Here is a 13,644-nt window from a genome sequence, read left to right as displayed (position 1 = left end):
ACTAACCATGAGGCAAGTCATGTCAAACAATAGTAGCAAGCCAAGCCGTCGCGAAACCCGTGCCGCGGCATCAGAATATATTTATAACCTTACTGGTCAACCGTTTCCAAACTCACAAAAAGTGTATGTAGAAGGTGAGCAGGCGGGTGTACGTGTGGGTATGCGCGAAATCACTCTAAGCGACAGCTTTATTGGTGGCACAGAAGAAAACCCTGTGTTTGAGAAAAATGACCCAATCCGTGTTTACGATACATCAGGCCCTTACACAGAGCCGGGCTTTGAACTAAATGTACGTAAAGGTTTACCTAAATATCGTGAGCAATGGATCTTAGATCGTGATGACACAGAAGAGCTCGAGTCAGTAACCTCACAGTTCTCTCAACAACGTATGGCTGATGAAGGCCTTGATCACATCCGTTTTGAGCACTTACCTAAAATTCGTCGTGCTAAAAAAGGCAAAAATGTGACGCAAATGCACTATGCGCGTCAGGGCATCATCACCCCAGAAATGGAATTCGTCGCGATTCGTGAAAACATGGGGCGTGAAAAAATTCGTGAAGAGTTATTAGCGCAACAGCACAAAGGCGAGTCGTTTGGTGCTGAAATTCCAGATTTTATTACGCCAGAATTTGTACGTTCAGAAGTGGCACGTGGTCGAGCTATCATTCCCAACAACATCAACCACCCTGAATCAGAGCCAATGATTGTGGGTCGTAACTTCTTAGTTAAAGTGAACGCCAACATTGGTAACTCATCGGTTACGTCTTCAATCGAAGAAGAAGTTGAGAAACTAGTATGGTCTACACGCTGGGGTGCAGATACGGTCATGGATCTGTCTACAGGCCGTTATATCCACGAAACGCGTGAATGGGTTGTACGTAACTCGCCAGTGCCAATCGGTACCGTACCAATTTACCAAGCCCTTGAGAAAGTAAATGGTGTTGCTGAAGACCTAACATGGGAAATTTTCCGCGATACGCTGATTGAACAAGCAGAGCAGGGTGTAGATTACTTCACGATCCACGCTGGTGTATTACTTCGCTACGTACCAATGACGGCAAAACGTGTCACCGGTATTGTATCGCGTGGTGGTTCAATCATGGCGAAGTGGTGTTTAGCACACCATAAAGAAAACTTCTTATACACACACTTCGAAGACATCTGTGAGATCATGAAGCAGTATGACGTATGTTTCTCATTGGGTGATGGTTTACGTCCGGGCTCAATTGCAGATGCCAACGATGAAGCACAATTATCAGAGTTACGCACTTTAGGTGAACTGACGAAGATTGCTTGGGAGCATGACGTTCAGGTGTTTATCGAAGGTCCTGGTCACGTGCCAATGCATATGATCAAAGAAAACATGGACGAGCAATTAGAGCACTGTCATGAAGCGCCTTTCTATACGCTTGGCCCATTAACGACCGATATCGCGCCGGGTTATGACCATATTACTTCAGGTATCGGTGCTGCGCAGATCGCTTGGTATGGTACGGCGATGCTGTGTTATGTAACACCAAAAGAGCACTTAGGCCTACCAAATAAAGAAGACGTGAAAGAAGGTCTTATCACATACAAAATCGCCGCTCACGCAGCAGATTTAGCAAAAGGTCACCCAGGTGCACAAATTCGTGATAACGCGTTATCAAAAGCGCGTTTCGAGTTCCGTTGGCACGACCAATTCAACCTAGGTCTAGATCCTGAACGTGCACTTGAATATCACGACGAGACACTACCGCAAGAGTCGGGCAAAGTGGCGCACTTCTGCTCTATGTGTGGTCCTAAGTTCTGTTCAATGAAGATCACCCAAGAAGTACGTGACTACGCGAAAGACCTAGAAGCACAAGGTGTTGATATTTCTGATAACAACGCAATTAAGATCAAGATGATCGATGTTGAAGCTGAAATGAAAGCCAAGTCTGAAGAGTTTAAACAAACAGGCTCTGAGCTATATCACAAAGCGATTTAGCAATTTATGCCATGCTTCGCGCATGGCATTGTTTTTTGGACCTGAGATGATTGCGTCTTAGGTCTTAACCTTCGGGTTTTTAGGGGCAGAAATGAGTAAACCAAAAGTTGCGATCTTAGGGTTTGGTTTGTTGGGGCGTGTCGCAGCATTGATGCTGATGGAGCGCTATCAACTGAGTATCTTTGAAAAAGACGACGCACAAGCAAATAACAGCGCCGGTGTGTTAGCAGCAGCCATGTTAGCGCCGTTGGCAGAGTCGGTAATTTGTGAAGCAGACTTAGCCGAAGATGGCTTAAAAGCCATGGCACTTTGGCCTGAACTTTTGGCAAAACTTTCTTCCCCAGTATTTTTTCAACAAGCAGGCACCCTCGTTGTTGCACACCAGCAAGACAAGGGCGATTTACAAAGCTTTTCACAGCGTTTAAAACCCCTAGCTGGACATCACGCACACATAGCCGATAGCCGAGATATTTCTCAGTTAGAACCAGAACTAGCAGGGCGTTTTCATCAAGGCATATTTTTACCTTGTGAAGGCCAGCTCGATAACTTGGCTTTTTATCGCGCCAGTTTTGATACGCTACAACAGCAAGATGTTGAGTTTCATTTTGGGCAATCTGTGTATTGCGAGCAAGGGCAAGTAAACGGTGAAGCATTCGATTGGATCATCGATTGTCGTGGCTTAGGCGCCAAAGATGAAGTATCTGGGTTGCGTGGCGTACGTGGTGAAGTCGCCCGCGTGTACGCACCAGAAGTGACGTTAACTCGCCCTGTGCGTTTAATGCATCCTCGCTACCCAATTTACATTGCGCCTAAACCCAATCATGAGTTTGTCATTGGTGCGACTGAAATTGAGTCGCAAGATAATGGCCCGATCACGGTGCGCTCTACCCTTGAGTTGTTGTCAGCTGCCTACACGGTACACAGCGGCTTTAGTGAGGGCCGTGTAATGTCGATTAATTCTGGGCTAAGACCTGCGTTTGTTGATAATCGTCCAAACATTGAGGTGAAAGACAACCTCATCCAAATTAATGGCTTATATCGCCATGGTTATTTACTTGCACCCTTTGTGGTGCAGCAAGCACTGAGCAAGGGGTTACTTTGAACGTCGTATTCAATGGTCAACAAGTCGCGTTAACCGACACTAATTTACAAGCATTTATTGAATCGCAAGGCGCAGTGCCGCCATTTGCTGTGGCTGTGAATGGGCAGTTTGTACCGCGTAGCCAATGTGCTGTGGCTGAATTAAAAGAGGGCGATCAAATCGAGTTATTGTCGCCTATTCAAGGGGGCTAAACATGCATAAACCACTCACCATTTATGGCGAAACCTTTGATAGCCGTTTATTGATAGGCTCAGCACTTTATCCATCTCCGCAAATTATGCAGCAATCGCTGGTGGCATCGCAGTCACAAATTGTGACTGTGTCATTGCGACGCCAAAACTCAGTCGAAGCTGGGCAAGATTTTTGGCAATTAATCAAAGATACAGGGCTGCGCGTATTGCCTAATACAGCAGGGTGCCACAGTGTGAAAGAAGTGGTGACCTTGGCGCAAATGTGTCGCGAAGTCTTCGATACAGACTGGATCAAGTTAGAGCTAATTGGCGATGAGTATAATTTGCAGCCTGATCCCGTGGCTTTATTAGAAGCGACTGACATTTTGATCAAAGATGGTTTTAAAGTACTGCCTTATTGCACCGATGACTTAGTGATCTGTCAGCGTCTGGCCGATTTAGGCTGTGAGGTATTGATGCCTTGGGGCGCACCAATTGGCACAGGCAAAGGGCTAATTAATCCTTATAATTTAAAAACCATTCGTGAGCGCCTGCCAGAGCATACTCTCATTGTGGATGCAGGCTTAGGCTTACCGTCGCATGCTTGCCAAGCGCTCGAGCTAGGTTATGATGCGGTACTATTAAACTCGGCCATTGCTGGTGCGGGTTGCCCGGTGACCATGGCCAAAGCGTTTAAATCTGCAGTAGAAGCAGGGCGCTTTAGTTATGAAGCGAAAGCCATGCCTGAAAAAGAGGTGGCGGCACCTTCTACGCCGACCATGGGGATGCCGTTTTGGCACCAAGATTAAAATAGATAAAGAATTTAGGAGTCTGACATGTCAGAAGTTGTTTGGAGTATTGCAGGCTCAGACAGTGGTGGTGGCGCAGGTATTCAAGCCGACCTTAAAGCTATGCACAGCTTCGGTGTACACGGCTGTACAGTGATCACGGCGCTAACCGCACAAAACAGCCTTGGGGTTGACGCTATAAACCCTGTTAATAATGCTGTGATTGAGTCTCAACTTAATGCATTGGCGCAAGATATGCCTGCAAAAGTGATTAAAATAGGCTTGCTCGCCAATATCGCGCAAGTAGAGTTAATCGCCGAGCACATTGCTCACTACAAAAAAACGTGGGCGGTGCCGCCAGTGGTGGTGTATGACCCGGTTGCGATTGCAACCAGTGGTGACACGTTAACTGAAGAAGACACGGTTGACGCACTGAAAAAGTATCTTTTCCCGCTGGTGGATGTGATCACGCCAAATACACACGAGACACAGTTACTCACAGGTATTTACCTTATTGGCCCAAGTTCAGTGGTTGAAGCGGCCGAAAAGCTGCAGGCTTTTGGTGCAGGTTCAGCGGTGATCAAAGGTGGTCACTGGGATTACCCGAAAGGCTACTGCATAGATTATTGTCGCAGTGACAGCCAAGAAGAACACTGGCTAGGAAACGAGGCGATAGTCACTCCACATACCCATGGCACGGGCTGTAGTTTATCTTCATGTATCGCGGCTTGCCTTGCCAAAGGTTACCCGTTAAAAGATGCATTTATTTTAGGTAAAGCGTATATCAACCAAGGTTTAGCAAGCGCCGTGCGTTATGGCGAAGGCATTGGCCCTGTAGCGCATACGGGCTTCCCAGAAGACTTAACGCATTTCCCGCAAGTGATTGAGCCGGGTAGTTGGTTAGCCGATGAATTAGAACTGGGCGCGCCGGATGATTTTAATTTTGCAGCAGGTTTTGCTGACACCGAGGGTGAGCTTGAGCTTTATGCGGTTGTTGATACTGCAGATTGGATTGAAAAATGTTTAGCCGCAGGCGTACCGACCGTTCAACTGCGCATTAAAGATCCGAATGATCCAAACCTAGAAGCGGAGATCAAAACTGCCATCATGCTGGGTGAGAAATATCAAGGCCGAGTATTTATTAACGATTACTGGCAGTTAGCTATTGAGCATGGTGCATATGGTGTGCATCTTGGTCAAGAAGATTTAAGTGAAGCAAACCTGTCGGCAATTCAAAATGCGGGTTTACGTTTAGGTGTATCGACACACGGCTTTTATGAAATGGTGCGAGCGCATAACTATCGCCCGAGCTATTTGGCATTTGGGGCGATTTATCCAACCACAACCAAAGATATGACAGGGCAAATACAGGGCCTTGAAAAGCTCAAGCATTTTGTACCGTTAATGAAAGCACATTACCCGACCGTGGCCATAGGCGGTATTGATATTGCGCGTACTGAGCAGGTTGCCAGTACTGGTGTGGGCAGTGTCGCGGTTGTGCGTGCTATCACTTTAGCTGATGACCACCAAAATGCGGTTCTTGAACTTAAAGCTGCAATTCGCAAAGGACGAGGTGAGGCTTAATGGCATTGGATGACAAAGAGCGGCTGCGTTACAGCCGCCACTTGTTACTCAAAGAAGTTGGCGAAGCTGGGCAAAATAAGCTGAAAAGTGCCAAAGTTGCGGTGGTAGGCTGTGGCGGTTTAGGCAGTCCGGCTTTACTGTATTTGGCGGCCTCAGGCATAGGGCAACTGACATTCATTGATGATGACGAGGTTGAGCTGTCTAACCTTCAACGTCAGATCATGTATAAGGTAAACCACCTTGGTCAAAGCAAAGCTAAAGCTGCAGGTAAAGTACTGACTAGTCTAAATAATCAAATTTCACTGAACCCAGTGCACGCACGTTTAAGTGCAGAAAATTTAGATGCATTATTGGCTGATGCCGACTTTATCCTCGATTGTAGTGATAACTTTAAAACCCGTTATCTACTGAATGAATACTGCCTTGCGAAGCAAAAAGTACTAATTTCAGGCGCAGCCATCGCAACCCAAGGTCAAATAATGGTATTTGACTTTAGAAGCGAAAGTCCTTGTTATGCCTGCCTGTTTCCAGAAAGTAGTGGGCAAGTTTCTCAAAACTGCGATAACTTTGGAGTAATCAGCCCGTTGCTCGGTGTTATTGGCTCAATGCAGGCGCTTTATACCGTAAACATGATTTTAGGTCATCATAGCGGCAGTGTGTTTAAACAAGTGGATGGTTTAACGTTAGAGCAAAAGTCCTTTGGGTTATTTAAAGATCCAGAATGTGAACAGTGTGCAAGTGGTTAGAGAGTCAGAGCATGTCATGAATCACAAAGCCTTGTACATCACCTTGAATAGGTTTGAGTTCCGCAAATAAAATTGCATTTTGCGCTGAGTTAATATGAAACTGGTTGATGAAATGGTGATTACTCTTCATGACTTTTTCAGCTTCTTTGGCTGTTAAATTATAGCGCCAGATGCCGGAGCCCTTGCGATAGAAATAAACATTATCTTCTATTAGTTGAAAGTTGAGCCAGTTTATATTGCTAAAATCTTTGATAAGTAAAGTCTCTTTACCCTCAAACAAACGCCACAGTCCAGCTTGGTTCCTTTTTGAGTAAATCAGCCCGCCTTGATATTGATACCCACTATAGCCACCATACTGTGTTAATTGAGTGTGTATTAAAGTCGTTTTGTTAAACAGCCATAATTGCCATTGACCGCTTTTTTGACTGCTATAGATGATGTTTTTATCGTCTTGGCTATAGTTTGCAACATACGCTTTGTGCTCAGCAGTTATGAGTGTATTCACTTTATTGGTGAGTAAATTAAGCTCATATAAAGCGCCCTTTTTTTCAAAAAGTACATGCTCTTTTTGGCTATCAATTTGAAAGCGTCTAAAGCCAAATTCAAATGGCAGCGAGATTTTGTGTAATGCTTCGCCTTTAAGTTGCCATAAATCATGCGTGCCCATCATGTCTGAGAGAAATAACAATGACTGATTATCAGTTTGCCTTGGCAGACGGTTGAGCGCGGCATTGTTAAGCACGGTTTTGGTTTCTTGTGTGTTGAGGTCATATCTTTTTATACGACTGCTAGGGTGATATTGAGTCGCGAGTAATACCTTGCCATTAGAAGAGAGGGTACTGGTAATGGACTCAATCGGATAGCTCAGCTGTTTGATGGCGTGTTCAGAACCACTTTGAGTATCAATTTGTAGTAAGGTCTTTTCTGCAGTAAAAAACAGTACATCATTTCCTGCGTCCCAGGCTAAAGCACCAACCACATAAGGTACAGGATAAGTTGCCAGCTTTTCTAGTGTATGGGTGTTTAGCACATGAATTTCACTGCGATCAGACTCAAGATATCGAGCAAATGCTAAACGAGGTTGAGTGGGATGAGCGGCCAATCGAAAGTCACCATTTAAAGCAACGTGCTTTTGTGGCAAGGATATTTGCTCTAGTACCTGAGTTGCTATCTTAAATTGATATATTTTATAGGGCGTTGCGTTATTTTTTCTGGCTTGAATAAAGAGCCTCTGCATATCGTAGTGCCATGCAATTTTTACATCCGAAAACTGACTACAATCGAGCAATGTCTTTTTATCAAAAGAAGCGAGAGATACCTGTTCTATTAAGCAGCTTTCTCTATTTTGAGACACCAGTCCGATGACTTTCCCATCTGGAGCGAGTCGAATATCTCGAACGTCAGTCAGTTTTATCGGCAATACTTTTGGGATGTCTTTATTTACCTTCAAGTACAGTGATGCTTGACCATTTACATCAGTATTAATGAATAACACTTGCCCGTCTTTTGAACTACTAAGCTTGGTTTCTACCCCATCGAGCGCGGTAAATCTAAACTGGCTGAACTCAGTTTGTTTGGTTTTTTCCTCTGTGTTCTGCAAAGTGTTATGTATGTATAAGAAAAACAGCGATATAAGCAAAAAAGTGCAAATGACGATGATTACCCATCTATTTTGAGGTCTTATAGACGGTTTTAAGGTTGCGGAGCCCAGTGTGTTATTAGGCTCAGACAGTATTTTTACAGGTGCGCAAAATTGATATCCAAACTTTGGCTTGGTGACAATAAATTCAACATCTGGTGATAGCTGTTCTAGATGACTTCTAAGTTTAGAAATCGCTTTGTTTACCGCACCGTCAGAGACGACTTGTTGTGGCCAGGCCAACTCAATTAATTTATCTCTCGATAGAACGGGTTCGTTACTTTGAATAAAGGCTAATAATAGGTGATAAGACTTGGCTTCCAATAAAACGCTTTCTCCATTATGAAAAAGCGCTTTTTCTTGAGTATCAAAGATGATGTCATGTATTTGATATTTCATACCTAGCCTAATGTTTTTTATACTTATTTTTTAGGTAAGCAAAAGGTAACGATAAATTCGATTAAAGGTTGTGACAATAATGTAGCAGCAAATTTAGTCTCTTGGCAAAACAGGAGAGACAAATGAAAAAGTTATTATTAGCCCTTGTATTATCTGGTGTGCTACAAGCTTGTGGAAGCCAGAGCCACCCCACAGAGCAGGTTGAACTCAATGAAACACCGGAGGAAACCTCAAGTGATTTACATTTAAGTTTAGGAGATCGTTTTTATACCTTGGCCTTCCCTGAAGGAGGGGTTAAAGAAGGAAAAGCATACAAGTTATTATTTGCTTTTCATGGTTCAGGAGGAACAGAAAAACGTATGCAACGCATGACGCGATTTGAGTTATTAAGCGATGACTACCTTGTAATTTATCCTAAGTCTAAGGAGATAGAGTGGGATGAAGGGTGTGAGTGTAATATTGCACATCGTTTGGGGGCTAAAGATGTCGAATTTATCGTTCAATTGATTGATAAAATGCATGCCGAATATAATTTGTTGGAAGGTGAAAACTACGCGGTCGGTTTTTCTCAAGGTGGGCTGTTCAGCCAAAACATGCTGTGTAAGTTCAGTGAAAAGTTTCAAGCTGTCGCGAGTGTGGCATCGCCTATGTCAGATAGGTTATCGAGTATGTGTAGTATTACCGATCCTACAAGTTATATGTTAGTGCAAGGCACTGCAGATAGAGTCTTACCTTATCAAGGTCTGGTACATCATAACTTTGGGCTTATTTCGGCGCCTAAAACAGTCGAGTTGATTACTAGCCAGACCATACCTGATGCCATAGTGACTGAAAGTACGCCCAGTGAGCGCGTTACGGAGAAACTATATCGCTCTTCAATCGACGCTACACTATTGAGCAAATTAGTGAGCATTAATGGAGGTGGCCATGCTTGGTCTTTTGAAGACTACTCAACCTCAAACCAGCTATTAGACTTTTTTAATCAAAGCAGCGCATACGCTTTACCTGAATTCTCAGCGCTTTATACGGTGAATACTAAAAACTATCACGTTAGAAGTATGGGCAAACAAACTGACAAGGGAGATGTGGTGATCCTCTCTGGTGCGAACAAGTTTTTTCACAGTGACTCCGCTTGGGCTTCTCTTGTGCAACCATTACTTGCAGAGCATGCAAGAGTGCATGTAATAGACAGGCTGGGGAATGCTTGGAGCTCCGATGTAGAAGAGCCGTCATTCAAACAGCTGGCGGAAGATTTGCCTGAACTACTGAGCTTATTAGGCACTAAAGAAGTAACATTCTTGAGTTTCGCCAACAGCAACTTAGCGACCCTCATGTACTTACATAATCCCAACCCTGATATCAAGGTGAATGGTGTAGTGTGGGCTGATCCTGATATTTTACTACCTCACTCAATTTCTCAATATCAAAGTGGCTCGGTTGCAGGCCTGCGAAAATATAAAACCGAATATATTGAGCATGTGCGTGGTGGTAATTGGACTGAAAAGAGTCGTGAGCGTATTGCCATTGAACGTGAAGAGATCGTCAAGCTCATTCCGTCAAATCATCAAGAGAAAATGGATTGGGTCTATTATGGCCAAGTAACTGAGCAGCGATTACAAGTCGAAAATCAAGTAACACGTATAAAAGAAATGATGAACTATCATGATGACCTGAATATTGCCGAGCCATTGCAACACAATATTAGTGTACCTATTAGTGTAATTGATACTGATTTTGAGCGCTTAGACATTGAAACTGCCGACGAAGAAAATAAGGCTGGTTTAATTAAATGGCAACAAGAGGGGACGCAATGGAGTAAAGATATTGCTAATAAGACTCAAGGAAAATATTACCAGCTAAAAAATGCCAGTCATCAAGTGTTTTTTGAACATCCAGATACCGTGATAGAAGCCGTGTTAGAGCTAATAGAGCGTTCTGAATAAGCTCTTCATTTTAAAGGCATGTCTAATTTATGGCTCGTGATTTGATAGGTAAAGAAGTCGCGAGCCATTTTTTATTCAACTAACCATTCTGTTTCACAATACACACTATGCGCTTTTTCGAGCGCTTGGCTTAACCATTGCCCACCTTTGTTTGCATTTTGATATTCAGCTAACAGTTGAGTATCTGCTTGTTGCCATTGAGTAGGTAGCTGTGATTGAAACGTTTTTAAAGTCGTTATGGCATTATCAAACTGGTCAAGCTCAGCATACGCTCTAGCTACATAAATTGCTTCTAATCGGGTGGTGAATTGCGCTAGCCTGAGGTTTAGTACTTGCGCATATTGCTGCTGTAAAAGATATGCGTACATTTTGCTATATCTAGCGTAGGCGTGTGTGATGCGATATGCAGGTGTTTCAGTGTCTAATAATGCTTGTGCAAGTACTTGGTGTGCCAGTTCAAAATCTTGGGTTTGGGTATGCGCCCAACCTAGAAAGACTCGGCTGCTTGCGGCAATGATTTGATTTGAAGTGGTATTCAAAACTTGATTTAGTAAATCAATCGCTTGCTTTAGCTTTTGAGGGTTACCAGCCTGCCCACCTCGATCACTTTGGTCTAACCCCTGATCAAGATAAGCAAAAGCAAGATAGAACTGTGCCCAATCAAGTAGGTTCTTAGCATCTAGTTGTTGTGCTTTATCAATGGCAGATTGAAAATAAACTTGTGCCTTATCGCCTTGATGCAATTGCATCTGATAAAAACCCGCGTACATTTCAGCGACGGCAAGCTCATAAGGTTGCTGCAAAACTCGGTAAGCTTGCATTGATGCAATAAGGGCTTGTGCACGCTCCTCTACCGGTAGCCCATAGTTTTGTGCAATGGCCAGTTGTGTGGCAGCAACTTGACTTCGATTATTTAGTGTTTGATAAAACCCTAATGCCTTTTTTAAGCGTTTAGCATTTTCGGCCAAATCTAAATGTGGGCTTTGCTCTAATCCGGAATTGATTGGTTCGCCAAGGTAAAACATTTTATCTGCGAGTAGTTCGGGGGCCGTGCTTAGCTCGAAAGTTTGATCGATTTGGTCCAATACAGCTTCATGTGCTTGCCAATTCATATTAAGGAAATGTTGGTCAGCTTCGAGCTTTAGACTGCTAGCAAGAAGTTTTGCATCTTGTGTTTGCGCACTTTTGGTAACGCTCTTGGCTATCCAAACGTTGCTCTCTGGATGACCTTTTTTAGACATAAGATCTGCCATCAAAAAATGCACAAAAGCGTCTAAGTAGGGATCATGCTCGAGAGAGATATTCACTAAATGAAAGAGAGTTTGCTCGGCTTCTTGCCATTGGCCCAATGTAATTAATGTTTGACTTAAATAAGCTTTTGCCCACAAAGAGGGCTTTAAGGTCAATGAAGCACTAAAAAATCGCTTTGCGTCGAGCGCACCTGTGGTTTGAAGCGCTTGCATACCTTGCGCAATCGCCATGGCTGATAAGTCTGGTTGGGAATGTTCTGATGTAAGTACTTGCTTTGGATTAATTAGCTGAAAAACTTGATGGCCAACACGGTCGATATTGGCAGCAAGGTTATCAAAACTCATACTACCTTGTTGTACCCTGCCATCGCGAAATAAAATTTGAAAGTCGATAATTTGCTGCTGTTTAAGCAGTCTGACACTGGCCACTAGTGCTGCGTCAATTTGCTCTTTTTCTAGCATGGCGCGAATATAGTTAGGTAATGTAGGCCAACTAATTTGATGTTCAAGCAGTAACAAATTGCCTTGGGCTGGAGAGACAATTTGCACTTGGTTAGCGCGTTTTAAATCGACCGATAACATATCCGATAAACCTAATTCGAGCCATGCCATATCGGCATTGCCGGTGTTATTACTAAAAGGCAGTACAATGAGAGATTCTACTTGCTGCTGAATATGCTGTTGTGAGTCTGCTTCATCGGCGGTTACATCATCTTCGAAGTAGCGAGTCGTACTCCAAATACTCATCGCGACGAGTCCACATAACCCCATAAAAATGAGCTTCTTAGTCGATGCGAATATATTTTGTTTAGAGGCGTTGGCGCTTTTTGAATGATGCGATTTAGACGTTAATTTTAATGGGCAGATCCAACGGTATCCACGCTGCGGAATGGTTTCTATAAAGCGGGGGGTTTTTGCATCGTCTCCAAGTGCCGCTCGCAATTCTCGAATGCTTTGAGTGAGCGATGCTTCACGAAAGTCACCATGTTGCCAAAGCTCACTCAATAAGCGGTCTTTACTTATCACTTCATTTGGGTGCTGTAAAAAATAAGCCAGTAGTAGTGCGACCTTGTTTCTGAGCCTAACTTGTTCACTTGCGGTATTGAGACAAGCGGTGTCTGGGATAAAAGTGAATTCAGCAAAACAATACACGACGCACTCCTTGGTAATAGTCATTGCTATTCTATGGTATTCCAACCTGTTTTTAAAATTTAAACATCTTCCAGTGTTTTTTATAAGTTCATGTAATAAATGGTTAAATTTTTATTTGATAGAAATTTTATGACGATTTTATACGCCCTTAATAGCAAACCAAGCGCTGTACTGTTGAACTTGTGTTCATCACAACTCAAGGGCTGTTCATATGGAACAACTGCTACAGCAACTATTATTTTCGCAGCAACACTCGGCATTGTTATTTGTATTGGTGTTTTTTACAGGCGTACTGACCAGCTTAACGCCTTGTGTATATCCGATGATCCCCATTACCGTGTCGGTGGTTACTCAGCAAGCAACTCACGCGAAGCAGCGAGTACGATTGGCGTTTATTTATGTACTTGGCTTGGCGCTGACTTACAGTCTGCTAGGTGTTTTGGCTGCCAGTAGTGGCCATTTATTTGGCTCTGTCGCGACTCACCCCATGATGCTTTTTACTGCGGGAGTTTTTTGCCTACTTATGGCTGCCAGTCTATTAGATTGGATAAAGATGCCGCAGCTTTCAGTGCGTGTTAGCGCAAGTAGCCGTGTGCGATCATTGAATGTATTTGTCACCGGCTTACTTTCTGGCTTAGTCATGGCGCCGTGCACCTCTCCGGTACTCGGCATGCTACTGATGTTTGTGGCCTCCACCCAATCGCCACTGTTGGGTTTTAGTTATCTATTTTTATTTGCCCTAGGCATGAGTGCTTTGCTTTTGCTGATTGGCTGCTCGACACACTTTTTATCACGCTTACCCAAATCAGGCCGCTGGATGCAGGCTGTCAAATATCTGCTGGCCGTTACTATGATGGGAGTGGCGTTGATGTTCTTTTTACAAATTAACTCATAAGGAAACA

Annotated in this window: 10 protein-coding genes; 8 read left to right on the top strand and 2 right to left on the bottom strand. The window is 43.6% G+C overall.

Annotated elements, in window-relative coordinates; all coding sequences use genetic code 11:
* The first annotated feature begins 19 nt into the window (after nt 1–19).
* The 6 genes from thiC to PP2015_RS15205 all read left to right on the top strand — a co-directional run bounded on the left by thiC (nt 20) and on the right by PP2015_RS15205 (nt 6,359).
* A complete protein-coding gene (gene thiC / locus PP2015_RS15230) occupies nt 20–1,969 on the top strand; it encodes a phosphomethylpyrimidine synthase ThiC (protein ID WP_058031115.1) in 1,950 nt (649 codons plus the stop codon).
* A 91-nt stretch (nt 1,970–2,060) separates the two neighbouring features.
* A complete protein-coding gene (locus tag PP2015_RS15225; protein ID WP_058031114.1) occupies nt 2,061–3,071 on the top strand; it encodes an FAD-dependent oxidoreductase in 1,011 nt (336 codons plus the stop codon).
* Nucleotides 3,068–3,262, top strand: coding sequence for a sulfur carrier protein ThiS (gene thiS / locus PP2015_RS15220; RefSeq protein ID WP_058031113.1), 195 nt, complete (start codon nt 3,068–3,070; stop codon nt 3,260–3,262). The genes PP2015_RS15225 and thiS overlap by 4 nt, the downstream gene beginning before the upstream one ends.
* A 2-nt stretch (nt 3,263–3,264) precedes the next feature.
* Complete coding sequence (locus PP2015_RS15215; protein WP_058031112.1) at nt 3,265–4,050, top strand: thiazole synthase; 786 nt, start codon at nt 3,265–3,267, stop codon at nt 4,048–4,050.
* 27 nt (nt 4,051–4,077) lie between these two features.
* Nucleotides 4,078–5,613 (top strand): thiamine phosphate synthase, encoded by a 1,536-nt coding sequence (thiE, locus tag PP2015_RS15210; RefSeq protein WP_058031111.1) that lies wholly within the window; start codon nt 4,078–4,080, stop codon nt 5,611–5,613.
* Nucleotides 5,613–6,359, top strand: a complete 747-nt coding sequence (locus PP2015_RS15205) for a HesA/MoeB/ThiF family protein (protein WP_058031110.1) — start codon at nt 5,613–5,615, stop codon at nt 6,357–6,359. The genes thiE and PP2015_RS15205 overlap by 1 nt, the downstream gene beginning before the upstream one ends.
* Before the next feature lie 4 nt (nt 6,360–6,363).
* Here PP2015_RS15205 and PP2015_RS15200 read toward each other — a convergent pair whose 3' ends face one another.
* Nucleotides 6,364–8,397 (bottom strand): winged helix-turn-helix domain-containing protein, encoded by a 2,034-nt coding sequence (locus PP2015_RS15200; protein WP_058031109.1) that lies wholly within the window; start codon nt 8,395–8,397, stop codon nt 6,364–6,366.
* 122 nt (nt 8,398–8,519) lie between these two features.
* On the opposite strand from PP2015_RS15200, the gene PP2015_RS15195 reads away from it, so the two are divergent.
* Complete coding sequence (locus PP2015_RS15195; protein ID WP_058031108.1) at nt 8,520–10,340, top strand: alpha/beta hydrolase; 1,821 nt, start codon at nt 8,520–8,522, stop codon at nt 10,338–10,340.
* Nucleotides 10,341–10,411: 71 nt separating this feature from the next.
* Here the strand turns inward: PP2015_RS15195 and PP2015_RS15190 are convergent, their stop codons facing one another.
* The gene (locus PP2015_RS15190; protein WP_083496603.1) at nt 10,412–12,766 is read right to left on the bottom strand and encodes a winged helix-turn-helix domain-containing protein; all 2,355 of its coding nucleotides are present in this window, start codon (nt 12,764–12,766) and stop codon (nt 10,412–10,414) included.
* 187 nt (nt 12,767–12,953) lie between these two features.
* Between PP2015_RS15190 and PP2015_RS15185 the strand changes: the two genes are divergently transcribed.
* A complete protein-coding gene (locus tag PP2015_RS15185; protein ID WP_058031106.1) occupies nt 12,954–13,637 on the top strand; it encodes a cytochrome c biogenesis protein CcdA in 684 nt (227 codons plus the stop codon).
* The last annotated feature ends 7 nt before the right edge of the window (nt 13,638–13,644 follow it).

The sequence above is a fragment of the Pseudoalteromonas phenolica genome (genome assembly GCF_001444405.1).
GTDB classification, from domain to species: Bacteria; Pseudomonadota; Gammaproteobacteria; order Enterobacterales; family Alteromonadaceae; genus Pseudoalteromonas; species Pseudoalteromonas phenolica.
The sequence above is the reverse complement of the archived record's forward strand: the minus strand, read 5'-3'. Positions and strand labels throughout refer to the sequence as shown.

Bases quoted from the DNA above. Each gene is read 5' to 3' on its own strand.
- PP2015_RS15200 (WP_058031109.1), bottom strand. From the start codon at position 8,397: ATGAAATATCAAATACATGACATCATCTTTGATACTCAAGAAAAAGCG.
- PP2015_RS15215 (WP_058031112.1), top strand. From the start codon at position 3,265: ATGCATAAACCACTCACCATTTATGGCGAAACCTTTGATAGCCGTTTA.
- thiC (WP_058031115.1), top strand. From the start codon at position 20: ATGTCAAACAATAGTAGCAAGCCAAGCCGTCGCGAAACCCGTGCCGCG.
- PP2015_RS15190 (WP_083496603.1), bottom strand. From the start codon at position 12,766: ATGACTATTACCAAGGAGTGCGTCGTGTATTGTTTTGCTGAATTCACT.
- thiE (WP_058031111.1), top strand. From the start codon at position 4,078: ATGTCAGAAGTTGTTTGGAGTATTGCAGGCTCAGACAGTGGTGGTGGC.
- PP2015_RS15225 (WP_058031114.1), top strand. From the start codon at position 2,061: ATGAGTAAACCAAAAGTTGCGATCTTAGGGTTTGGTTTGTTGGGGCGT.
- PP2015_RS15205 (WP_058031110.1), top strand. From the start codon at position 5,613: ATGGCATTGGATGACAAAGAGCGGCTGCGTTACAGCCGCCACTTGTTA.
- PP2015_RS15185 (WP_058031106.1), top strand. From the start codon at position 12,954: ATGGAACAACTGCTACAGCAACTATTATTTTCGCAGCAACACTCGGCA.
- PP2015_RS15195 (WP_058031108.1), top strand. From the start codon at position 8,520: ATGAAAAAGTTATTATTAGCCCTTGTATTATCTGGTGTGCTACAAGCT.